Raw genomic sequence first — 23002 nt, forward strand, 5'->3', positions numbered from 1 at the left:
GGCTGTGGCTTGTCGAAGATCGGCAACCGGATCTGCACGCTTGTCAGATGCAATCATGTGTCGCAACTGCATCGGGGCCTGTGATCACCTTGCGAATATCATAATTGCGAAGCAGCGTGATGTATTCTCCAAGTTCAGCAGTCTTGATGAACGTTGAAACCGGGATCGGGCCCGCCGGCGGGGTTGAAGATTCACATCCTGCAAGGCTGACATCCATGCTGCCTTTCACGGCTTTCCCTTTTGTTTGTTTTAGGGCTGTCAGCCTCCGCTGGATCGAACGCATGTCTTGAACATCCCTGTTTGAAAGGCGGAATATTTCCAGCCGTGTTCCCGGCTTTAGCAAACCGGCAAGTTCAGCCCTTTCGCTTTCTGACCGGTCGGGCACCAGGGTAAAGGTCTTTTTTACCAGATCATTGGTCGCGTTTTCCACTCGAGCCGCAAATTCAAGCTTTGCACCCTGTCTGGGCACGCGAAGGGCATCTGGGTAAGCTACGGCTATGCGGATCGCGGCAGGGTCTGTTTGTAGCATGTCCACTTTGGAAAGGCGTTCAATGCTTGCCATAGGGACGTGCCCACAAGCGGCCAGGAAGGCAAGTGTCGCAAAAAGGGCCATGGTCCTTGAAAGGAGCAGAGCCCGGTTTTCAATTTTGCACAAAAACATCATTTTGCTCCAAAAAATTATCGCAAAACAATAAGAAATTAAAATTATGTCAGAATAATGACGCTATAAGCTGTGTGAATAATACGTGCAACCGAGACGGCGTCATGCCACAGTCCTCGCGATGGGGCTGTTCCGGGCGCTTCTTCGATCTGAAGAAGCCGTCGGATTAGAAGTTGGAGAATATGTAATCTGTCTCGCCCTTGGAATCCTGCGCTTCCTTGACGATTTTCGGGTTCAAAGTCGCCACATCGATAAAGGGAATGTCAAAAGCATCAGGGTTGGGATATTCACCTTACGGCAACCATAACAACTGTTCTTCTGGCAGTTGAATTTTTAATGGACTACCCGATCCAGCAGGTCGCAAAATAGCCACCGGCTTCCTGATCCTTGCCGATGGAGCGGCGGGTCTTGAAGCCGATCAGGCCGTCGGCTCCGCCGACATCATGTCCCTTGGCTTCCAGCTTTTGCTGTAACGTGCGAACAGCGCCGCGTGTTGTTGCCTTTGTGGGCTTCCATTCGCCGACGAAGCCGGAATTGCTGCCATAGCGGTCGGCGAGATGGCCAACGAACAGGGCGTAGGCGTCGGACTCGTTGTATTCCTTGATCACATAGAAATTCTCGGTCGCGATGAAGGCCGGGCCATAGCGTCCGGCGGGCAGCAGGATGTTTCCGGGTTGATTCACCTCGTTGGAGGGAAAGGGGCGGCCACTGACCCGAGTGACACCTTCGCCCACAAACGCGGAGATCGGTTGCCGGTTGTCTGGTCCTTCCCGCGTGCAGGAAACGCTGTTCGGCAGATTGATTTCAAAGCCCCACTCCCGGCCCTTCACCCATCCGTGCAGGGAGAGATAGTTGGCGATGGAGGCCATCGTATCGATCTCTGACCGCCAGATATCACGGCGCCCGTCGCCGTCGAAGTCGACTGCATATTTCAAAAAGCTGGACGGCATGAACTGGGGTTGTCCCATGGCTCCGCCCCAGGAGCTTTTCATTGACGAACGTGAGATATGTCCGTCCTGAAGGATCTTCAGCGCGCTGATCAGCTCCTGTTTGAAGAAGTCTCGCCGCTCGCCCATGAACGCGCGCGTTGCCAAAACCTCAACGGCGTCATGCGGTATCTTGGCACCGCCATACCCCGATTCCCGCGCCCAGATGGCCAGAATGATCCCCTTGGGGACGCCATAGGTTGCCTCGATCTTCGCCAATGTTCGGGCGTGCTTGTTCATCAAGGCGCGTCCGGGACCAACAAGGGCGTTGAATTGGCTTTCGCGAAAATAGTTGGCAGGCGCGCGAAACTCGGCCTGAAAGTTGACTTTTGGCGGGTTGCCCTTGCCATAGGGACCGATCAGGCCGGGGAGCTTGGTGTTCGGGGTCAGACCGCTCAGCTCCCTTTTGAGCACGCTGTCTGAAATCCCCTGCGCCTTGGCTGCCGGTATCACTTCGTTCGTCAGATACCGCTGAAACTCGGCATCATGCGGCCCGGCAAAGGCAAGGCTTGAAACAAGCGAAAAACCAAGGGCAACAAGCAGGCGGCGGATCATGTCCAGCTCCGAAAAGGCAGTATTGATGTCTTCTCCCAGACTAACATGGCGTCGGGATGGCGGGGGCAGAGGCTTCCCTCAAGTCACAGGCGAATCCAGTCGAGCGCCTCTGCAGATTGGGTCGCCAGATCAGTTTTCTTGAAAACGAAATAGTGTCCGCCGCCATTTTGGTCATGGCGCCTGGAGATGGGAACCCCCAGCAAATGGCACTTCAACAAGGTGCCGACACCACCGTGGCCAGAAAACAGAACGGGTTCCTCTTCCGGCAAATTGGCGACTGTCTTTGACACAGCATCAACAATACGCGCCTGTGCATCTCTTGCTCGTTCCCAGCCACGGATGGACTCGTCAGGATTTGAAAAAAACAGATCCGCAACGGCTTCAAATTCCTTTGGTGGAAGAAACCCTGTCGCGGACCGGTCGTTTTCGTGAAATTCGTGGCGTATCTGGACAGGAATGCCGACAGGCGCAGCAAAGATCTCTGCCGTTTCAATCGCCTTGCGTTCTTCGCTTGAAAAAACATGTCCAATACTGCTTGCCCAACCCAACTCCCGGGCTTTCTCAGCCCGGAGCCGCCCGATCTCGGACAGGCCCCACTCTGGAACCGGGATGTCAGGATCGATCCGCACTTCCGGATGCGTGAGATAGACGCAAAAGGTCATGTCAGATGCGCTTCTCCAGCCAACCCATGATGAGGTCGTGAGCAATGGAGATGGATGGGGGAATGATGTGCCCTTCCGGGTGCGTGCCGTTCACCATCTGGCGCACTTCCTCCCGGTCGCACCATTTGCAGGCTTCCAGCTCGTCATCCTCGATGTGGATGTCGAAGGACAGGGCTTCTCCAACACAGCCAAGCATGAGGTTTGCCGGAAACGGCCAGGGTTGGTTGGCGATCAGTTCAACCTTGCCGACGCGAATGCCGGATTCTTCCATGGTTTCACGCCGCACGGCTTGTTCGATGGTCTCTCCCGGTTCCATGAAGCCGGCAAGCGTGGTGTAGACGCCCTCCATCAGGCGTGGGGGTCGGCCAAGGAGCGCGCGGTCACCATCGGTGATCAGCATGATGACACAGGGGTCGGTTCTCGGGAAATGTTGTCCCTCGCAGGAAGGGCAGTCGCGTCGATAGCCACCTTCCGCCATATGGGTCTTGTCCCCGCAGCGCGAGCAGAACTGATGCGTGCGGTGCCAATGGATCAGCGCGCGTGCTTGCGCAAGAATGCCAAGGTGGTTGGGGGAGAGTTCGGCCTGAAGGGCGAGGGTACGCAGGTCAATCACCTTGAACCCGTCGAGGAGAGCAACTTCCTCCTCCTCAAGGTCCACCGTTGTCGCGAAATAGCTGGTGCTGCCGTCCGGCAATTGGCCGAGAAACACCATCTCCTCGCGTTTGGCGCCAAGGCTCAAGGCGATATCCAGGCGATGCCCGATGGCATCTTCCGACCCCTCCGGCAGGAACAGCTTGGTCGGGGTGGAAAGAACCACCCGCGCGGTGTCTGCATCCAGTTGAGCTTCCAGAAAGGCCTTGTCCGGGCGCCGGGTGGCCATGCGGTCCAGCGTATTTTCCAGAAAACTCATGGCGGACTGATCAAGGCCAGTCGGGGACATACGGGATGAAACCGTCATTGTGCATCCTTGCGGGCAGCGGAAAGAGGGGAGGGGGCCTGGAGCATCGGGCGTTTTGTTGGAAACGTCCAAAGATGCTCGTTCATTGCTGGATCGACCAGCTTTGGGCGCTCAATCGATTCCGATTTAGCGCCCGCCGATCTAGAGAAGCTCACGAAGCTTTCGGATCAGGTGAGACTGGGCTTCCTCGGCATAGGCGATGGCCGGAACGACACCCCAGACGGGCCCGGGCCAGGCCGCATCTTCCCGGAAGCGCGCTATCACATGAACATGAAGCTGCGACACCTGATTGCCAAGCGCACCAACATTCAGTTTTTCGCAATTGGTGGCGGATTTCAGCGCTTCGCTAGCCAGCGCGATTTCGTCCATCAGTTGGTGCCGGTCGTCCGCATCCAGATCGATCAGTTCGATCAGGTCGTTCTTGCGGGGGACAAGCAAGAGCCAGGGATAATTGGCGTCCTTCATCAGGCGCACCGTCGAAAGGGGAAGGTCGGTGACAAAAAGGCTGTCACCTTCAATGCGGGGATTTAGGTCAAAGGACGACATGGAAACTCCGAGAACCAAGTGTTCCGCACGCTACACCGCTTGGCGCTGCCTTGACCAGTTCATCGGGACAAATGGCGAGTAAAATTGGATGTCATCCTGAAAGGGGCAAAGAAACTGGGCTGGCCCCCTTGCCAAGACCCCACCTTGTCCTGATATAAGGCCCTCGGGAGGTTGGTGGTGGACGAGCCACTCGCCAACCGGGTCAGGTCCGGAAGGAAGCAGCCCTAACGAGTCCCGGCACGGGTCATCGTGCCAGCCTCCCACCTTTTCATTTCATGACATGACCCTTGTGCATCTGTCTCCGTTGACAGCGGGGACAAGTTCGCATGCGCCCGATTTGGTGCACAAAAAAATCAAATTGCCTCGCGACATAGGCTTCCAATTCAAGCTAATGTGCCGCCATGGATGAAATGGCCTTTCCCGATACACCGCAAAAAGAAAAGCCTGCCAATGGCGGCGCTTATCGTGTTCTGGCGCGCAAATACCGACCAAGTACCTTTGAGGATCTGGTGGGGCAGGAGCCCATGGTGCAGACGCTGGAAAACGCGTTTGACACGGGGCGCATTGCTCAGGCGTGGATGCTCACCGGGGTTCGCGGCGTCGGCAAGACGACAACCGCCCGCATTCTGGCGCGCGGCCTGAACTACGAAGTTCCGGGCGAGGCGGACAAGCCGACGGTGCGCCTGACACAGGAAGGCACCCATTGCCGCGCCATCATGGAAGGTCGCCATGTCGATGTGATCGAGATGGATGCCGCCTCCCATACGGGTATCGGAGACATCCGCGAGATCATCGATGCGTCGCGCTACCGACCGGCGACGGCGCGATACAAGGTCTACATCATCGACGAAGTGCACATGCTCTCGAATGCTGCCTTCAACGGCCTGTTGAAGACGCTGGAAGAGCCGCCCGAGCATGTGAAATTCATCTTTGCGACGACCGAAATCCGCAAGGTTCCGATCACCGTGCTGTCGCGCTGCCAGCGCTTTGACCTCAGGCGGATCGATCAGGCCAAGCTTGTTGGCCTGCTGCGCCGGATTTCTGCCGCCGAGAACATTCAGATTTCCGACGAGGCGCTGCTGCTGATTGCACGCGCAGGCGAAGGCTCGGCCCGTGATTCTCTGTCGCTGCTCGATCAGGCCATGGCGCGGGCGTCCGGTCCGGTTGAAGCCGGGGATCTGCGACAAATGCTCGGCCTCGCTGATCGGGCGCGGGTCATTGATCTCTTTGAACATGTCATGGCCGGGCGCGTTGCCGAAGCGATGGACGAGCTGCAGGCGCAATATGAAGTCGGTGCCGACCCGGCAATCGTGCTGACGGATCTGGCTGACTTCACCCACCTCGTCACCCGCGTGAAGGTGGCTCCAAAGGCGGCGGATGAAGCTTCGGTAACCGAGGTGGAGCGTGTTCGCGGGCGTGAATTTGCCGAAAAACTCTCCATTCGCATCCTGTCCCGAGCCTGGCAAATCCTCTTGAAGGGTGTTCAGGAAGTTCAGGCTGCGCCAAAACCTCTGGCGGCTGCCGACATGGTTCTGGTGCGACTGGCCTATGCCGCGGATTTACCGGATCCTGGCGAGGCGCTTGCTCTGCTTCGCCAAGGAGGAGCTGCCCCATCCGGCGGCGGTGCGCCAATGACGGGCGGCGGTGGTCCAGGTGGTCCGGTTGCCATGGCGGCAGGCGGCGGAGGTGGACGGCCTGCACTGAAGGCAATCGCGGGCGGAGCCCCTCAGCCCCAACCGGTGATGGATGCTGTGGCGCAGGCCCGTCAAGAGCCGTTTCAGGCCCCTCCCGTTCAAGCTCCCCCCGTTCAAGTCCCCAAGGTGGCGTTGCATTCCCTGCAGGACTGCGCGGTTCTGGCGTCTGAAAAGCGCGACATTCCAATGAAGGTCGCCATTGAGCGCCAGATGCGGCTTGTAAAGTTTGAAGTCGGGCGGATCGAAATCCAGCCAACCGAAGATGCGCCGCCAGACATTTCCGGCGAGTTTGGCCGGAAGCTGACCGAATGGACCGAAATGCGCTGGATCGTATCGGTCGCCAAATCGGGCGGGCGGCCCACAATCCATGAGGAACGCGAGGCCAATCAGGCGCAGCTCGTCTCGGATGCCAAGTCCCATCCGACGGTCGCTGCGCTGCTCGGTCAGTTTCCCGGTGCCCGGGTGGTCGACGTGCGGGTTCAGGAAGTCGAGGAGGATGTCGCACCCATCATCGATCCGCTGCTGCATGAAGCCGTCGGGGACGACGACGACGATTGATCGGGAACAGTCGATTTCTTCCCTCGGATCTTGCTGATCCGGCTGCAAACCCGATATGTAGGCGCACATTTTGATTTCTTGCGCCCAGGCGCAGCAAAACAGGAGTGAGGTCCATGGACTTCCTGAAGATGATGAAACAGGCCAAGCAAATGCAGGAACAGATGGGTTCCCTGCAGGAGCAGATCACCGAGATCGAGGCTGAAGGCACGTCCGGTGGCGGTCTGGTGAAAGTGGTTCTCAACGGCAAGGGCGAGCTGAAAAGCCTCAAGATCGATCCATCCCTTTTCAAGGAAGACGACGTTGAGATCCTCGAAGACCTCATCATCGCCGCTCATACCGACGGCCGCGTGAAGATCGATGCAGGCATTCAGGAAAAGACGCAGGCCATGATGGGTGGCCTCGGCCTCCCGGCGGGCATGAAACTCCCGTTCTGAGTTCCGTTGGTCGTTCGCCACATTTTACCCCTCACCCGGGCTAAAACCCGACCTCTCCCCAAGGGAGAGGTGGCGGATCGAGCATCCCTTCTCCCTTGGGGAGAAGGTGGCCCAAAGGGCCGGATGAGGGGATATCAATTTGGGAATCAGGCAGGCAAGCATGGCGCAGAAGAAGGTTGCGGGACCGGAGATTGAACGTCTGATCCAGCTGCTGGCCAAGCTGCCGGGGCTGGGGCCCCGGTCTGCCCGCCGCGCTGCCTTGCACCTGATCAAGAAAAAGGATCAGTTGCTGGTTCCGTTGGCCGAGGCCATGGGCATCGCGGTCGAAAAGATCGGCATATGCTCCCATTGCGGCACGGTTGATACGTCCGACCCCTGCGCCATTTGCTCCGACCCGCGCCGCGACCCGAAGGTTCTGGTCGTGGTGGAAGATGTCGCAGATCTCTGGGCTCTGGAACGGGCAGGCGCGATCAACGCCTGCTATCATGTGCTGGGCGGGACTTTGTCACCGCTCGACGGCATTGGACCGGATGATCTCAATCTTGCAGCTCTTATTACCCGCTGCGAGGCGGAAGAGCTGGAAGAAGTCATTCTGGCGATCAATGCCACGGTCGAAGGGCAGACGACTGCCCACTACGTGATGGACCAGCTTGCCCATTTGAACGTCAACGTCACACGGCTGGCGCACGGCGTTCCGGTTGGCGGCGAACTGGACTATCTCGACGAAGGCACGCTTGCTCAAGCCCTTCGGGCCCGGACGCGATTTTAATCCCCTCGGGTCTTGCTCAGATGATAGGTCAGTGCGGCCTTGATCAATAACCGGAGCTTGTCTGTCGGAAGCTCTTCTTCTGGCTGGAAGTGGATTGCGCGGTTTCCTTCAAAAACGAAGTCGTCAGGAAACAGGGTCTGGAAGTCCGACATCAGGCTGGTTTGGCAATGGGTGTAGAGGGCATACCCGCCCGTTTTTGGCAGTCCCAACCTGATCGTCGAGCCAGCCTTGGTCTTGGAAGTCAGATAGGACGGTTGCCCCCATTTTAACGTTTCTTCCAGCGGTCCGACCCCTTCAGTCTCCGCTGCCGTTTCGAATATGAGGGCACGCAATTTCAGAAGTCCTTCGCGCTCTTTGGAGGGAAAGACTTCGAAGGCGCTCGCGACACTGGTGTTTTTTATAGAGGTGACCAACTCAAAACCTCGCGGGTCATTTAGGATTGAAGATAGCAAAGGCAAAGTCGCCTTGCGAGTGTTCGGCTATCTCTCCTGACACGGGGAGTTCTATCGTTGGCCCAATCCAAATTTGACCGAACAGGTTGTAGTTCGCGAAACAGAAACTTATCTCCCCTTTCAGTACAGTTTGACAAAGGCCCGTTATGCTCTCCTCCGCTTCTCGCGCATTTCGTGAAGTTTTCGAACCGCCATTTCGGGCGATCTTCTGGAAGATGCTGGGGTTCACGCTGGCGATCCTGCTGTTTATCTGGATCGGCTTGCAAGGGTTGGTCGCCGGGTTTGTGGCGCTGCCTTATCCGTGGCTGGAAACGGCTCTCTCGATCCTGACTGGTGTTGGGGCGGTGATTGGTCTCGGCTTTCTGATTGCGCCGGTCTCTGCCCTTTTTGCTGGCCTGTTCCAGGACCAGATTGCCGACATTGTGGACGCGCAGGACTATCCGAATGACCGCCCCGGAACAGCCCTGCCACTTGGTCAGTCGATCACGCAGACGATCAAGTTCACCGGCGTGGTGATTCTCGGCAACCTGTTTGCGCTGTTCCTGCTTCTTATTCCCGGTATCAATCTGGTCGCCTTCTTTCTCGTCAACGGCTATCTGCTCGGGCGGGAGTTCTTCGAATTTGCAGCCATGCGGTTCATGTCGGCAGCCGAGGCGCGTCGTTTCCGCAAGGCGCGCGCCGGAACGGTCTTCATGGGTGGTCTGGTGATCGCAGGCGTGCTTGCCGTGCCGATCCTCAATCTGATTACCCCTATTTTTGCGACCATTTTCATGATGCATGTCTTCAAACGGCTTGAATCGGGACGCCCGATGTGACGTTCTGCAGCCCCGCAGGGTAAGGCAGGGGCCAATGCAGAAGATTCTCGATGAAATTGCCGCAAACGCGCTGAAGGCGACGGATCTGGGGAAGGTCGCCGACTATATCCCGGAATTGGCGAAGGTTGACCCGAAGCAGTTTGCCATCAGCATTGCCACTGCCGATGGCGGCCTCTTTTCGGCAGGCGATTGCGATACGCCGTTCTCCATCCAGTCGATCTCCAAGGTCTTCGTTCTGGCGCTGGCGCTGGGCAAGGTGGGGGATGCCTTATGGAAGCGGGTCGGACGTGAGCCGTCGGGATTGTCCTTTGATTCCGTCTTGTTGCTGGAGCGCGAGAACGGAGTTCCCCGCAATCCCTTCATCAATGCCGGCGCTCTGGTCACCACAGATACGTTTTTGAATTGTTCGACGCCGCGTGAAGCCTTGGGTGCCCTGCTGCGGTTTGTGCGTGCGGCCTCTGATCGGGATGACATTCATATCGACGAGAGCGTCGCCCATTCAGAGCTGGACACGGCACACCGGAATTTTGCGCTGGCGCATTATCTGGCCTCCCACCGCAACCTTACCAATACACCCGAGCACGTGCTGGGAACCTATTGCCATCAGTGCGCCATCGAAATGACGACTGTCCAGCTGGCGCTTGCAGGTCGCATTCTGCTGGATGCCGAGGGTCTGCCTTCGCTTTTGTCTCACCAGCGCAAACGTCGCATCAACGCGCTCATGATGACCTGCGGTCACTATGACGGGTCCGGCGACTTCGCGTTCGAGGTGGGCCTGCCGGGCAAGAGTGGTGTAGGCGGAGGGATTCTCGTCATCGCGCCGGGACGCGCCTCTATTGCGGTCTGGTCGCCGGGGTTGAACGCTTACGGCAATTCCAAGCGGGGCACCGAAGCCATGGCCGAACTAGCCCGGAAGACCGGCTGGTCGGTTTTTGGTTAAGAGCCGGAAAACGCGGCGTTAACTGGAGATTCCGATATTCGCGCTAGTGTCCGCGGCATTGCGATAAAAGGCAGTGCAGTGTGATCGTCAAAAGTTTGTTTCAGTCCTTTTCGGCCATCGGGGTAGGTACCGTCGGACAGACTCTCGTCTGGGGGTTCAGGACCATCGCAATCGTCAGTGTTCTGGGGCTGTTGTTCAACCTCTATTTCAACTATGGGGCCTTTCCCCAGCGTGACTGGTTGGAAACCGCGGTCATTTTTGTCATCACCCTGCTGATGAATTTCATGGGGTTGATTTCCATCGGGTTCGTGTTCGGTTATGCGTTGCTCCCGGCTTCAATCCTGCTGGCTGTTCTCTATTCCGCCGACCTCGCAGAAGGGTTCGAGCGCAAGTATTATCCGGATGTTGCTGGCAGCAGACTGCCAGACACGCGGTCAAAGGTGCTGCGCGCGGTTGGTGCCATCGTCATCACAGGCATAATGGCGCTGATAGGTGTGTTTGTGACACTGCTGGCAGGGCCATTTGTCGGGGCAGGCGTTTTTGTCGCGATCAATGGCAGGCTTCTCGGCAAGGAGGCATTCCTGCTTGTTGCCCGGCGCCACCACTCGCAAGCAGATGCGGAAGCGATCTATCGCCGGAACCGCATGGTGACCCACTTCTATGGAAGCGCGGCCTCAATGCTGTTTCTTGTGCCTTGGCTCGGTCTGTTCGCGCATGTCTATGCGGTGAGCCTGATGGTGAACTTTTATCATCAGCTTGCCGAGAAGGCTTGGGCAGCAAGGCGCGAGCGGGAAGGCATGGTGTCGGAGGCAGTAGAAAAAGAAGATGCCCCGCAGCGGGATTGGGTTGAAGGACCATGGGACAGGCCCCGGTCCGGCTCCTGAATGAAAAAAGCCCCGCGGCCGGAAGGTCGCAGGGCTGAGAAGATCGAAGATCCGTCGGTATCAGTCGTCACTTGCGTCCAGAACGCCGCCTTCACGGAAGAGGACGCCGGCCAGCGCTCCGCCGATAATTGGCGCGACGATAAACAGCCACACTTGTGCAAGTGCGCCCGGATTGGTGGCGGCGCCGATGATCGCCGGGCCGATGGACCGAGCCGGGTTGACCGACACGCCGGTCACGTTGATACCGACAATGTGGATCACGACGAGCGTCAGGCCGATGGCAAGTCCTGCAAGGTGAGCCGGAGCCCCCTTCTGCGTCACACCGAGGATACAGACGAGGAAAAGGAAGGTCGCGACGATTTCGAACACAAGGGCCGACGTCATGTCATATTCGCCGAGATACCCGGCACCCCAGCCGTTCTGTCCGAGGCCGCCATCCCATCCGCCAGCCTTGCCGCTGAGAATCAGATAGAGGATCGCTGCGCCTGCAATGGCACCCAGCACCTGGGCAATCACATAGGTCACGAGGTCACCGGCGGACATTCTGCCTGCCATGAAGACGCCGACGCTGACTGCCGGGTTGATGTGGCAACCGGAAATCTTGCCGATCCCGTAGGCCATCGCGACGATCGACAGACCGAATGCGAAGGAAATGCCAAGTATGTCGATAGAGGTAGCCCCTGTTCCCATTCCGGCTATTACGGCTGCTCCACAGCCGAACAAGACGAGGGTCATGGTACCGATAAATTCTGCCACTGCTTTTTTCATGGCCTAGCTCCGTTGTTATTTGCTTGATCGAAGCGGCCCGCCAGAATTTCCGTCGATCGAGGCGATTACGCATGGTAAAAAAAGGCATAATTCGGGCAATGTGAAAAGAGCTATATCCAGCGTGAAAACAATCAGCGGTGGATATGATCCTGCTCAAATTCGCAATTGGGAAAGGAAACCAACCATTTTCCTATGCCAAGAGCTTTGACGAAGCGGGTTGATAGCGCTAGAACCCTTCCAGACAACGCCTTGAACTTCTTACCATTACGTAAACGGAAGTGGGCGTCGCACGGGAGAGATCATCCATGTCGAACGCGGACTTGCGTGGCAACCGCCCGCTCTCGCCTCACCTGCAGATTTACAAGCCGATCCTGACCATGGTCATGTCGATCCTGCACCGCATTACCGGTGCGGCATTGTATTTCGGCACCCTTCTTTTGGCCTGGTGGCTGATCGCAGCTGCTGCCGGCCCGGCTTACTTTGATTTCGTCAATGGCATCTACGGCTCGTTCCTTGGTCGGCTTGTGCTTTTCGGCTTCACCTGGGCACTGGTGCATCACATGCTCGGCGGCATTCGCCATTTCATCTGGGACATGGGAGCGGGCTTTGGGCGCGAAACTCGTGAATGGCTTGCCCGGGCAACGATTATCGGTTCTGTCAGCCTGACGATCCTGCTCTGGATCATCGGCTACGCGGTTCGCTGAGGGAGACGACCATGAAAGACATGCGCACACCCCTTGCCAAGGTTCGTGGCCTTGGTTCCGCAAAGGACGGTACGGAGCATTTCTGGCGCCAGCGGGTCACCGCTGTGGCCAACGTTTTCCTGATTTCCTTCTTCGTCATTCTGGTGATTTCCCTGCAGGGCAGCAGCCATGAAGAGCTGGTGGCAGCCTTGCAGAACCCGCTGGTGGCGATTCTCCTGCTGCTGGTCATCCTCTCCGGCGTCTATCACATGAAGCTCGGCATGCAGGTGATCATCGAAGACTACATTCATTCCGAGGGAACGAAGGTTCTGGCGGTTCTCGCCAATATCTTCTTCTGCTCGATCATCGGTTTCGGCACGGTATTTGCCGTCCTCAAGATTGGCTTTGGAGGCTGACCCGAATGGCCAAGACCTACGAATTTATCGACCACACTTATGACGTGGTCGTGGTCGGTGCCGGTGGTGCTGGTCTGCGCGCAACCCTCGGCATGGCCGAGCAGGGCCTGCGCACGGCGTGTATCACCAAGGTGTTCCCGACACGCTCCCACACTGTTGCGGCTCAGGGCGGTATTGCCGCTTCCCTGAAGAACATGACGCCGGACAGCTGGGAATGGCACATGTACGACACGGTGAAGGGCTCCGACTGGCTTGGAGACACCGACGCCATGGAATACCTTGCCCGTGAAGCTCCGGCCGCCGTTTACGAGCTGGAGCATTATGGCGTTCCGTTCTCGCGCACCGAAGACGGCAAAATCTACCAGCGCCCGTTCGGCGGTCACATGCAGAACTACGGCGAAGGCCCTCCGGTGCAGCGCACCTGTGCGGCGGCCGACCGGACCGGTCACGCCATCCTGCACACGCTCTATGGCCAGTCGCTGCGCAACAACGCGGAATTCTACATCGAGTATTTTGCGCTCGACCTGATCATGTCCGATGATGGCGTGTGCCAAGGCGTGATCGCGTGGAACCTTGACGACGGCACGATCCACCGTTTCGCCGCCAAGATGGTCGTTCTGGCGACCGGTGGTTATGGCCGCGCCTATTTCTCTGCAACGTCGGCCCACACCTGTACCGGTGATGGCGGCGGCATGGTCGCTCGTGCGGGCCTGCCGATGCAGGACATGGAATTCGTGCAGTTCCACCCGACCGGGATCTACGGCTCCGGCTGTCTGATCACGGAAGGCGCTCGCGGTGAAGGCGGTTACCTCGTCAACTCCGAAGGTGAGCGTTTCATGGAGCGCTACGCACCGTCTGCCAAGGATCTGGCATCCCGCGACGTTGTCTCACGCTGCATGACCATGGAAATCCGCGAAGGCCGCGGTGTCGGCAAGAACAAGGACCACATCTTCCTGCACCTGGATCACCTTGATCCGGCCATGCTGGCAGAGCGTCTGCCGGGCATTTCCGAATCGGCCAAGATTTTTGCCGGCGTGGATGTGACCAAGGAACCGATCCCGGTTCTGCCGACCGTTCACTACAACATGGGCGGCGTGCCGACCAACTACTGGGGTGAAGTGCTGAACGCGGACGGCAAAAACCCGAACCGCATCCAGCCGGGCCTGATGGCTGTTGGTGAAGCTGGCTGTGCCTCGGTACACGGCGCAAACCGTCTTGGCTCCAACTCTCTCATCGACCTTGTGGTGTTTGGCCGTGCAGCGGCGATCCGCGCAGGTCAGGTGGTTGATCCCAAGGAAGCCACCCCGCGTCCGAGCGAAGCGTCCTGTGAGAAGATCATGGATCGCTTCGATCGTCTGCGGAACGCAAACGGCGGAACTCCGACGGCCGATCTTCGCGACAAGATGCAGCGCACCATGCAGGAAGACGCAGCCGTTTTCCGGACACAGGAAAGCCTGGAACAGGGCTGCAAGCGCATGAGCGCGATCTGGAGCGAGATGAAGGACCTGAAGGTTTCCGACCGGTCCATGATCTGGAACTCCGATCTCGTCGAGACGCTGGAGCTGGAAAACCTGATGGCAAATGCCATCACCACCGTCTATGGCGCGGAAGCCCGCAAGGAAAGCCGCGGTGCCCATGCACGCGAGGACTACAAGGATGGTCCTCTGGGTGGCCGAAACGACGACGAGTGGCGCAAGCACACCCTCAGCTGGGTAGACGAGGCTGGCAACGTGAAGCTGGACTACCGTCCGGTCGTTCTCGACCCGCTGACCAAGTACGAGGATGGCGGCATCGATCCGAAGAAGATCGCGCCTAAGGCGCGCGTCTACTAAGGAGCAGCCGGGAGTGAGCGTGAGCAGTACCCTTCTTGATACGACAAGTCCTTTCGGCACCTACCGTGCCGAGGGGCTGGTTCGCGCGGCCTGGCGGCTGGCGGACCGGCATGACCTGTCCAAGGGACTGCGCAAGCGCATCCGGTCGCTGGTTGCCCGCCTCTTTCAAGGTCCCTACGACGCGGAAGCGGACGGTCTCAAATTCCGGCTCTATCCGGGCCAGAACTATGATGACCGGAAGATCCTCTCCAAGGGCCGCTTGCCGGAAAGGGCCGAGCACAAGCTGCTGAGGCCCTACCTGTCGGCTGGCAAGGTCTTTGTGGATGTTGGCGCCAATATCGGTTCCTACACCCTCTTTGCCGCGAATGCCGGTGCAAAGGTGGTGGCCGTGGAGGCCAATCCGGAGACCGCCAGCAAGCTGGCCTTCAACATCGCGGCGAACAGCCCGGTTGATGTCGAGCTGGTCAATGTGGCGGTCGGGGCCGAAGAAGGCACGCTGTCCCTTTGGCTGGAGCCGAGCAATTGCGGCTTCGCAACCCTTGTCGAGGACCTGACAACCGGTGAATGGGCCGGCGACTGGTCTCCGCGGGATGTGGAGGTCAAACCGCTGCAGTCGGTTCTGGCGGATAAGGGACTGGACCGGGTCGATATCCTGAAGGTGGATGTCGAGGGCTTTGAGGACCGTGTGCTGCTGCCCTTTCTGCGCAGTGCAGACAAGGCGCTCTGGCCGAGGGTTATCCTGATCGAGACGAATTGCCGGTCCCATTGGGCCGAGGACTGCCTGCCCGTTCTGGCGGACCTTGGATATGGGCTGGCAGGTGAAACTGAAGACAATATGGTGTTCGAGCTGCAAGGCTGACACTTCATGCATTGGCCCGGACGCGAAGAAGGGCCCAAACGCGGAGCTTTGAAAAATGGTTCAGCTGACGCTTCCCCGGAATTCCCAGGTGACGGAAGGTAAGGTCTGGCCGAAGCCGGAAGGGGCCACCAACTTCACCGAATACCGGATCTATCGCTGGAATCCGGACGATGGCCGAAACCCGCGCGTCGACACATATTTTGTCGACAAGGATGATTGCGGCCCGATGGTTCTCGATGGCCTCATCTACATCAAGAACAAGATCGATCCGACCCTGACATTCCGCCGGTCCTGCCGTGAAGGGATTTGCGGTTCCTGCGCAATGAACATCGATGGCACAAACACCCTCGCCTGTACCAAGGGCACGGACGAGGTTGCCGGTGACATCGTCAAGATCTACCCGCTGCCGCACATGCCGGTGGTCAAGGATCTTGTTCCGGATCTTACCCGCTTCTATGCGCAGCACCGTTCCATCGAGCCGTGGCTGAAGACAACGACGCCGACCCCGGAAAAGGAATGGCGTCAGTCGCATGAAGACCGGGCAAAGCTCGACGGACTCTACGAGTGCATTCTCTGCGCCTGCTGCTCCACCTCCTGCCCGTCCTATTGGTGGAATGGCGACCGCTATCTTGGCCCGGCCATCCTGCTGCAGGCTTATCGTTGGCTGATCGACAGCCGTGACGAGGCTACCGGCGAGCGTCTGGACGATCTGGAAGATCCGTTCCGCCTCTACCGCTGCCACACGATCATGAACTGTTCCCAGGCCTGCCCGAAGGGCTTGAACCCGGCCAAGGCAATCGCCGAAATCAAGAAGATGCTGGTCGAACGCCGCGTTTGAATTTTTTCGACCTTCGCACCAACTATCGAAACCGCCCTCCGGGGCGGTTTTTTGTTATGGTGGTAAGTCACTGTTGGAGGGGTTGGTGCGAAAGTTAGTAATTTTTGTTTTTCCCGCGGCAGCAATTTATGTGTGCATCGCATTGGTATTCCAATTCAACGCACCAATCGCGCGAGATTGGGATGAAGACTATATTTATACTCGCTGTGAATGGTTGAATATCGAGCCACTCTTCCATGATGTTCAGTTGGACATAACCATTTATATGGCCAGAAGTCGTCACGACCCGAAGACGATACTGGATGTCGGTACGCGGGATATTTTTACAGCACTAACTTGCTTACCCATAGTCGGCTGTTTCATTCCGCCGTACGTGGCAAATGAATGTAAAAGATAAACATTCCAACAAACGATCGGCTCCAAACTTCCGCCCGGATAACACCTTCAAGAATTCAAAAAATCTGCAGAAAAACTGCTCATCCATGTCGTGAAATTCCCCTGGGTAAAAAGAGAGGGAATATCCATGTCGGATACACATGATGAGAGCAGCGAGACTGTGGCTTCCAGCACGGTCAGTTCGGTGCAAAGGAAGGTGGGGGGATTCACCAGCCTGCCATCCGTGAAATTGTTTCTCATCGGCGTCATCGGGATGCTGTTGCTGATTCCGAGCACTTTCGTCTGGGTGCTTGTGGAGGAACGGGCGGACCGGGCGCGCGATGTTGCCGGTGACATAGCCCAATCCTGGGGCGGGACGCAGACCGTCAACGGCCCTTATTTGATTGTTCCGTTCATCGAGACGAAAATTATCGGAGAAGGGCGCAAGCAGGAAGAAAAGATCTGGCGTCGGACGGCGGTCCTCTTTCCCGAAACACTCGATTTCTCGGGCGATGTTGCTGTGGAGGAACGCAAGCGCTCCATCTACACGCTGCCGGTCTACAAGCTGGATGCAAAACTTGCAGGCAAGTTTGCACCGCCCCCGCCGGGAACCTTCGATGCCGTGAATGGCGGGACCATTCAGATCGAGGGTGACAAGGCGGCCTTGGTGGTCGGCATCGGGGACATTCGGGCGCTGAAGAACGAAGTCTTCCTGAAGTTTGCGGGCAAAACGGTGCCTTTCGAGCCGGGTCTGTATGGGATGACGTCCGAAGACAGGATGGCCTACAAGCATCCGTCCCAGAACCTTGGTTCCTCCGGTATGGGGGTTCCGATCCCGCAGGAAAACTGGCAACGGGGCTTTGCCTTCACTCTTGATCTGAAGCTGAATGGCTCCAGCGCGCTGTATGTCGCTCCCGCCGGTCAGACCACGAAACTGACTCTTTCCTCCGACTGGCCGCATCCGGGGTTTACCGGAACATATCTCCCCGACACCCGCGAAATTTCGGACAAGGGGTTTTCAGCTGATTGGTCCATTCCGTATCTGGCACGCGGCCTGCCGAAGGTTGTCGAGACGACCAGTCTGCCGCTGACAGGCCGACTGATGGGCGTTGAGTTTGTCGAACCGGTCAATTTCTACCAGACAATTTCAAGATCGCTCAAATACGCGGTCGGCTTCATCGGCCTCACATTCATGGCTGTATTCCTGTTGGAAATGCGCTCCGGCTGGAGCATGCACTGGATCCAGTATGGCCTGACCGGCATGGCGCTCATCGTGTTCTACGTCATGCTGCTCGCCTTCTCCGAGCATATTGGCTATGCGAAGGCTTATGTCGTGGCCGCCGCTGCAGCTACCGGACTGATCGCGGCTTATGTGGGGTCGGCGCTGAAAAGCAAGATGGCTGCCGGGATCATGGTGTTGGTCATCGGTGCGGTCTATGGGGTGCTCTATGCCATCATGCGCGAACAGGACTACGCACTCCTGATCGGGTCTGTCATCGCCTTCATCGCCCTCGGTGTAACCATGTTCGGTACCAACCGGGTCGACTGGGCCGGAGGGCGAAAGGCACCACAGGGCGCGCTGGCGTAGTCTGGCCTCGCCGAAACCTCACATAGTTGTGCTTACGGGCGGGGGTGAGTTGAGTTGCCTCCCGCCCGTTCTGTACTAGGTTTGTGGAAAGAGATCAGATCTTGGAGAAAGACCGATGAAGACGCTGGCAGTTCTCATGGCCGGATTGGCGTTGGGCACAACTGGACTTTCCGTAGCCGCAAAGGCAGAAACGGCGATCTTCGCCGGTGGTTGCTTCTGGTGCGTTGAGTCGGATCTTGAAAAGCTTCCCGGCGTTCGGGATGTCGTTTCAGGCTATGCGGGCGGCAAGTCCCAGAACCCCACCTACAAGACCTATATCGACGGTGGCCACCGCGAAGTGGTCAAGGTGGATTTCGACGAAAGCAAGATCAGCTACAAGGATCTGACAGCCGTCTTCCTGCGGACCATTGATGTAACCGATGCGGGTGGTCAGTTCTGCGATCGGGGTCGCGGATATTCTTCTGCAATTCATTCGCTCAATGATGCTCAGGCCAAAGCGGCAAAAACAGCTGTGGCCGACGCTGAAAAGGCCCTTGGCCGCAAGATTGTTACACCGGTGGAGGGCGCCGGGAAGTTCTGGCCCGCCGAGGATTATCATCAGGGCTATTACAAGAGTGAGGAGCGTACGTTGACGCGCTTCGGCTATGTCACCCGGGCGAAGGCCTACAAGGGCTATCGCAAGGCTTGCGGGCGTGATCAGACAGTCAAACGTATCTGGGGCGGGGAAGCCTACAAGGGGCTCCCGAAAGCAGGCTCCTGAAACAAAAAAAGGCCGCCCTTGAGGCGACCTTTTCCATAAATAGTCTACTGATCAGAAGTGATAGGAAAGTCCAGCGCGGACAATATCCATCTGGCCGTCGACCTTATAGTCGATTGTGTTCGTATTGTATGTTTGCTCATCGAACCAGTGATGCTGGTATTCGATGCGAGCAGTCAGGCTCTCGGTGACAAAGGCTTCGAGGCCACCGCCTACTACAAGACCGGTATGAGTATTGGTTGACTCTTTGTTCCCCTTGAGGCTGGCTTCGGCCAGACTGACACCTGTAGTCGCATAAGCAAGAAACTGATCGAAAATGAAGCCGGCTCGGGCCCTTCCTGCGAGCATCCAGTTAATTTCTGCATCAAGGCCAACAGAAGTGCGGCCTTCGATAGCCGACAGGTTGCCTTCAGCCTCAATGCCGATCAGAAACTGCCCAAATGTGTGATTGTAGCCGGCATGAAGGCCGCCGACTACGTCACTCAAATTGGTGCCCGGGTTTCCGAGGTTATCTTGTCCTCTGAACCATCCATAACCAAACTGCCCGCCAGTATAGAACCCTTGCCAGCGGTTAGTGGTTGGTTCAATTGAGCCGCGGAGGTCGATTTGAGGTTCATAGGAAACTGGCAGGTCAGCGGCAGCCGCAAAACCGGACGTAGCAGCAAGCAATGCGAATGCAACGGGGGAAATTTTGATCATCGTGGCTCACAAAGTGTCTCGAGACGGAATTCGATGACCCATCAATGAGCGATTAAGGTAAATATAAAATTGCACCCGTCAAAATAGCATGACGAGTTGGTCCTTGAGGGCAGTATCGATTGCCATCCTAAATCCCTGCCTCGAACTCCGCGACCAGCGATAAAACTTCTTCGCCGTAGCGTTCCAGCTTGGATTGTCCCACACCCGAAACCGATAGCAGGTCATCGGCCGTTGACGGGCGGAAGCGGGCGATGCCGGCGAGGGTGGCGTCCGGGAAGACCACATAGGGCGGGACACCTGCATCCTTTGCCAGCTGCGTCCGCAGGCGGCGAAGGCGCTCGAACAGGTAGCGGTCTTCCTCGTCCAGTTCTTCGGCAATGGAGGATAGGCGGGCACCACTTGCCTTGCGCAGACCTTTGGTCGTGCGATCGCGGCGCAGTTCCACGGTTTCTTCCCCGCGCAGAACGGGGCGTGCAGCTTCGGTCAGGATCAATGCGCCAAAATTCTGGTGGTCGACATCAAGGCGCCCCGAGGCAACCAGCTGGCGCGTGACCGACTGCCACGCCTTGGCCGCAAGATCAGCGCCGATACCGAAAACCGACAGGCTCTCATGGCCAAACTTGGCTGTCTTTTCTGTCGACTTGCCCAGAAGAACGTCGATCACATGGCCTGCGCCAAAGCGTTGTCCGGTCCGGTAAATGGCGGACATCAGTTTTTGAGCAGCTTCCGTGCCATTCCATGTTTCGACCGGTGACAGGCAGGTGTCACAGTTCCCGCAAGGCTTCGGGTAGGTTTCCCCGAAATGGGCCAGAAGCGCCTGACGGCGGCATCCGGCTGTCTCGCAGATACCCAACAGAGCATTCAGTTTGGAATGCTCGGCGCGCTTGATTTCCTCTGGCGCATCCCCTTCAGCGATCATTCGCCGCCGCTGGACCACATCCGCCATGCCATAGGCCATGAAGGCCTCTGACGGCTCGCCATCACGCCCGGCGCGCCCCGTTTCCTGATAATAGGCTTCAACCGAGGACGGCAGGTCCAGATGGGCAACAAAGCGGACATCCGGCTTGTCGATGCCCATGCCAAAGGCCACAGTTGCGACGAGGCAAAGCCCTTCTTCCAGAAGAAAAGCATCCTGATTGGCCGCGCGGGTCTCGGCAGGCAGACCTGCATGATAGGGAAGGGCCTTTATGCCCTTCGAGCACAGCCACTCGGCAATGTCTTCAACCTTGGCACGGGACAGGCAATAGACAATCCCGCTCTCGCCCTTGTGCCGGGTCAGAAAGTCGAGAAGCTGCTGGCGCTGGTTGCTGCGCTCCACGATCTCGTAGCGGATATTCGGGCGGTCAAAGCTGGTGGCAAAGACTTCCGCCTGTTGCAGTCTAAGCCTGTCCTGCAAGTCGCGCTGGGTATGCGGGTCTGCGGTTGCTGTGAGGGCGACACGCGGCACACCGGGATAACGGTCTGGCAAAAGCGACAGCGACAGGTACTCGGGCCTGAAATCATGTCCCCACTGGCTAACGCAATGAGCCTCGTCGATTGCAAACAGGGAAATGCGGATATTGTCGAGAACCCGCCGGAACCCTTCCGTTGCCAGTCGCTCGGGCGTGACATAGAGAAGATCAAGTTCGTTTGAGCGCAGCTTGCGGTGAATGTCGTCGCGCTCTTCGGGGGCAAGCGAGGAATTGAGTGCCGCAGCTCGCACTCCGGCAGCTTGCAGGGCACCGACCTGATCTTTCATCAAGGCGATCAGCGGAGAGATGACGATGCCAAGGCCATTTCGGCAAAGGGCAGGGATCTGGTAGCAAAGGGACTTGCCCGCACCGGTTGGAAACAGAACCACCGCGTCGCGCCCGCTCACCAGAGCATTGATCACGTCTTCCTGTTTGCCACGAAAACTTGAATACCCGAACACCGTCCGCAGAATGTCATGCGGGTCGCGCGGAGCATGTCCTCTGGAGGAGCCGAACAGCGGTTCCACTCTCTCGTCAAGAGCGGGTGGGGTGGAGGTCATGAATAGAGGTGTCCCTTGGTCGGGTCCACATTCCCCTATTCGCGAATCGGGCGCAATCGGAACCGGTCGGTTGATTGGCCCGAAGGCCAATTAACCTGCGGAAAACCGAAGCATCAGCTCCAGAGCGGGCTGGTGAAGATGCCGATGACCGACAGATAGGCCATGGCCCAGGCAACAGACCGGGGTGTGGCGCGATCGGTCCAGTAGCAGAGCGTGTAGATCACGCGCAGACAAATGAACAGGACCGCAAGCTTGTCGATCCAGACCGGATCGCCTCCATGACCCAGTCCGACAATGACCGAGATTGCAAAAACGGGAAATGCCTCGAAGCCGTTCGACTGGGCGTTTTGGGCGCGTTTGCGGAAGCCGTCCGCCCAAAAGGCAGGGTCTCGCGGATTGGAGTTGTCAAACTCCTTGTTCAGTTTGGCCGGAAAGGCGGCGAGCATGGGCAGGATGGCCGCGACGAGAATGCACCAAATTGCAATAGACAAGGTCAGAACCTCTAGTGGTCAGGGAAGATGGACCGGACATTCTTTTGGAAAACCGATCACCCGCTGCACGTCGCGCGGGCGTGTCACAATGCTGTACCAGAACCATTATCAAATCTGACAGGCCTTTGAACCGCGAAATTGGTCAGAAAGGATTGACCCGCTCGGGATTTGCCGTCGCAGCGGCATCAATGCCGCATTAAGGCGGGGATATGCAGGGGAAAAGAAAATACACTTATTGGTTGCTGAAAATAAATTGATCAAATTTTAGTATACGTAGCGTAATCGAGTGCGGGGCCGGAATTCAGGCAAGGAGGGGTAATGCAAGGCACAACGATTTTGTTTGTATGTCCGGACAATACTTTTTTCAGCCTGATCGCCGAGGCGTACTTGAACGCAGAGTCCAAAGGTGTGATGCGCGCATTTTCCGCAGGCCACGTTCCCGGCTCTTCCATCCATCCCGCTGCGGGCAAGTTGCTTAAATCTGTACAAATAGGTTCCGATACCTTGTCGCCCAAGAGCGTCGAGTTCTTCATGTTCCCTCATGCTCCGGTTCCTGACCGGGTGATCTATCTGGCGGGAGCAGAGATGATCGAAAGGCCGGAACACTGGCGCAAGAAGGTTGTTTACAACGTCTGGCCGGTCGGCCTGCGCGAAGATGGTAGCCTTTTCATGACCGCGGACAGTTTTCGCGATATTCGCGATCGGGTTTCAGAGCTGCTTTATCCGTTGTCGGACAATTCAAACCGTCGGCTTGCCAGCTAGGCTATGTGG

At 57.6% G+C, this 23002-nt stretch carries 24 protein-coding genes and 1 other RNA gene; 15 read left to right on the top strand and 10 right to left on the bottom strand.

What is annotated here, in order from left to right; genetic code table 11:
• Nucleotides 1-43 precede the first annotated feature (43 nt).
• The 5 genes from F0155_RS06450 to F0155_RS06470 form a co-directional block, all read right to left on the bottom strand.
• Nucleotides 44-613, bottom strand: a complete 570-nt coding sequence (locus tag F0155_RS06450) for a hypothetical protein (protein WP_150523677.1) — start codon at nucleotides 611-613, stop codon at nucleotides 44-46.
• 389 nt (nucleotides 614-1002) lie between these two features.
• Nucleotides 1003-2202, bottom strand: a complete 1200-nt coding sequence (locus F0155_RS06455) for a lytic murein transglycosylase (RefSeq protein WP_150523678.1) — start codon at nucleotides 2200-2202, stop codon at nucleotides 1003-1005.
• A gap of 83 nt (nucleotides 2203-2285) precedes the next feature.
• Nucleotides 2286-2864, bottom strand: coding sequence for a histidine phosphatase family protein (locus F0155_RS06460; RefSeq protein WP_150523679.1), 579 nt, complete (start codon nucleotides 2862-2864; stop codon nucleotides 2286-2288).
• 1 nt (nucleotide 2865) lies between these two features.
• Nucleotides 2866-3822 carry an NAD(+) diphosphatase gene (gene nudC / locus F0155_RS06465; RefSeq protein ID WP_208999160.1) on the bottom strand — a complete coding sequence of 319 codons (957 nt, stop codon included), beginning with the start codon at nucleotides 3820-3822 and terminating at the stop codon, nucleotides 2866-2868.
• A 141-nt stretch (nucleotides 3823-3963) separates the two neighbouring features.
• Complete coding sequence (locus F0155_RS06470; RefSeq protein ID WP_150523680.1) at nucleotides 3964-4368, bottom strand: HIT domain-containing protein; 405 nt, start codon at nucleotides 4366-4368, stop codon at nucleotides 3964-3966.
• 166 nt (nucleotides 4369-4534) lie between these two features.
• Between F0155_RS06470 and ffs the strand changes: the two genes are divergently transcribed.
• The 4 genes from ffs to recR all read left to right on the top strand — a co-directional run bounded on the left by ffs (nucleotide 4535) and on the right by recR (nucleotide 7823).
• Nucleotides 4535-4632, top strand: an RNA gene (gene ffs / locus F0155_RS06475) — signal recognition particle sRNA small type.
• A 137-nt stretch (nucleotides 4633-4769) separates the two neighbouring features.
• On the top strand, nucleotides 4770-6620 hold the full coding sequence (locus F0155_RS06480; protein ID WP_150523681.1) for a DNA polymerase III subunit gamma/tau: 1851 nt from the start codon (nucleotides 4770-4772) through the stop codon (nucleotides 6618-6620).
• Nucleotides 6621-6733: 113 nt separating this feature from the next.
• Nucleotides 6734-7054: a YbaB/EbfC family nucleoid-associated protein gene (locus F0155_RS06485; RefSeq protein ID WP_150523682.1), complete on the top strand. Its 321-nt coding sequence runs from the start codon at nucleotides 6734-6736 to the stop codon at nucleotides 7052-7054.
• A gap of 160 nt (nucleotides 7055-7214) precedes the next feature.
• Nucleotides 7215-7823 carry a recombination mediator RecR gene (gene recR, locus F0155_RS06490; protein ID WP_150523683.1) on the top strand — a complete coding sequence of 203 codons (609 nt, stop codon included), beginning with the start codon at nucleotides 7215-7217 and terminating at the stop codon, nucleotides 7821-7823.
• On the opposite strand, the gene F0155_RS06495 is transcribed toward recR, so the two are convergent.
• Nucleotides 7820-8281: a DUF1801 domain-containing protein gene (locus F0155_RS06495; RefSeq protein ID WP_342212473.1), complete on the bottom strand. Its 462-nt coding sequence runs from the start codon at nucleotides 8279-8281 to the stop codon at nucleotides 7820-7822. The genes recR and F0155_RS06495 overlap by 4 nt on opposite strands.
• A 140-nt stretch (nucleotides 8282-8421) precedes the next feature.
• Between F0155_RS06495 and F0155_RS06500 the strand changes: the two genes are divergently transcribed.
• The 3 genes from F0155_RS06500 to F0155_RS06510 all read left to right on the top strand — a co-directional run bounded on the left by F0155_RS06500 (nucleotide 8422) and on the right by F0155_RS06510 (nucleotide 10914).
• Nucleotides 8422-9090, top strand: coding sequence for a sulfate transporter family protein (locus F0155_RS06500; RefSeq protein WP_150523685.1), 669 nt, complete (start codon nucleotides 8422-8424; stop codon nucleotides 9088-9090).
• 34 nt (nucleotides 9091-9124) lie between these two features.
• Entirely contained in the window at nucleotides 9125-10030 is a 906-nt protein-coding gene (locus tag F0155_RS06505; RefSeq protein WP_150523686.1) for a glutaminase, read from the top strand.
• A gap of 80 nt (nucleotides 10031-10110) precedes the next feature.
• Nucleotides 10111-10914, top strand: coding sequence for an EI24 domain-containing protein (locus tag F0155_RS06510; RefSeq protein WP_150523687.1), 804 nt, complete (start codon nucleotides 10111-10113; stop codon nucleotides 10912-10914).
• Between the two features lie 60 nt (nucleotides 10915-10974).
• Here the strand turns inward: F0155_RS06510 and F0155_RS06515 are convergent, their stop codons facing one another.
• On the bottom strand, nucleotides 10975-11682 hold the full coding sequence (locus tag F0155_RS06515; protein ID WP_150523688.1) for an MIP family channel protein: 708 nt from the start codon (nucleotides 11680-11682) through the stop codon (nucleotides 10975-10977).
• Between the two features lie 305 nt (nucleotides 11683-11987).
• Here F0155_RS06515 and sdhC point away from each other — a divergent pair, with 305 nt between their 5' ends.
• The 7 genes from sdhC (at nucleotide 11988) to msrA (ending at nucleotide 19033) form a co-directional block, all read left to right on the top strand.
• On the top strand, nucleotides 11988-12386 hold the full coding sequence (sdhC, locus tag F0155_RS06520) for a succinate dehydrogenase, cytochrome b556 subunit (protein WP_150523689.1): 399 nt from the start codon (nucleotides 11988-11990) through the stop codon (nucleotides 12384-12386).
• Nucleotides 12387-12397: 11 nt separating this feature from the next.
• Nucleotides 12398-12781, top strand: coding sequence for a succinate dehydrogenase, hydrophobic membrane anchor protein (sdhD, locus tag F0155_RS06525; protein WP_150523690.1), 384 nt, complete (start codon nucleotides 12398-12400; stop codon nucleotides 12779-12781).
• Between the two features lie 5 nt (nucleotides 12782-12786).
• The gene (sdhA, locus tag F0155_RS06530; RefSeq protein ID WP_150523691.1) at nucleotides 12787-14613 is read left to right on the top strand and encodes a succinate dehydrogenase flavoprotein subunit; all 1827 of its coding nucleotides are present in this window, start codon (nucleotides 12787-12789) and stop codon (nucleotides 14611-14613) included.
• A 19-nt stretch (nucleotides 14614-14632) separates the two neighbouring features.
• Nucleotides 14633-15472 (top strand): FkbM family methyltransferase, encoded by an 840-nt coding sequence (locus F0155_RS06535; RefSeq protein WP_208999161.1) that lies wholly within the window; start codon nucleotides 14633-14635, stop codon nucleotides 15470-15472.
• 55 nt (nucleotides 15473-15527) lie between these two features.
• Nucleotides 15528-16310, top strand: coding sequence for a succinate dehydrogenase iron-sulfur subunit (locus F0155_RS06540; protein WP_150523693.1), 783 nt, complete (start codon nucleotides 15528-15530; stop codon nucleotides 16308-16310).
• Between the two features lie 523 nt (nucleotides 16311-16833).
• The gene (gene creD, locus F0155_RS06545) at nucleotides 16834-18273 is read left to right on the top strand and encodes a cell envelope integrity protein CreD (protein ID WP_150523694.1); all 1440 of its coding nucleotides are present in this window, start codon (nucleotides 16834-16836) and stop codon (nucleotides 18271-18273) included.
• 115 nt (nucleotides 18274-18388) lie between these two features.
• Nucleotides 18389-19033: a peptide-methionine (S)-S-oxide reductase MsrA gene (msrA, locus tag F0155_RS06550; protein ID WP_150523695.1), complete on the top strand. Its 645-nt coding sequence runs from the start codon at nucleotides 18389-18391 to the stop codon at nucleotides 19031-19033.
• A gap of 51 nt (nucleotides 19034-19084) precedes the next feature.
• On the opposite strand, the gene F0155_RS06555 is transcribed toward msrA, so the two are convergent.
• From F0155_RS06555 to F0155_RS06565, 3 genes are all read right to left on the bottom strand, one after another.
• Nucleotides 19085-19729 (bottom strand): outer membrane protein, encoded by a 645-nt coding sequence (locus F0155_RS06555; protein ID WP_150523696.1) that lies wholly within the window; start codon nucleotides 19727-19729, stop codon nucleotides 19085-19087.
• 127 nt (nucleotides 19730-19856) lie between these two features.
• A complete protein-coding gene (gene recQ, locus F0155_RS06560; protein WP_150523697.1) occupies nucleotides 19857-21740 on the bottom strand; it encodes a DNA helicase RecQ in 1884 nt (627 codons plus the stop codon).
• A gap of 113 nt (nucleotides 21741-21853) precedes the next feature.
• On the bottom strand, nucleotides 21854-22231 hold the full coding sequence (locus tag F0155_RS06565; protein ID WP_150523698.1) for an MAPEG family protein: 378 nt from the start codon (nucleotides 22229-22231) through the stop codon (nucleotides 21854-21856).
• A gap of 387 nt (nucleotides 22232-22618) precedes the next feature.
• Here F0155_RS06565 and F0155_RS06570 point away from each other — a divergent pair, with 387 nt between their 5' ends.
• Nucleotides 22619-22993, top strand: coding sequence for a low molecular weight phosphatase family protein (locus tag F0155_RS06570; protein ID WP_150523699.1), 375 nt, complete (start codon nucleotides 22619-22621; stop codon nucleotides 22991-22993).
• Nucleotides 22994-23002: the final 9 nt, after the last annotated feature.

The organism is Roseibium sediminis (assembly GCF_008711325.1).
Lineage (GTDB): Bacteria > Pseudomonadota > Alphaproteobacteria > Rhizobiales > Stappiaceae > Roseibium > Roseibium sediminis.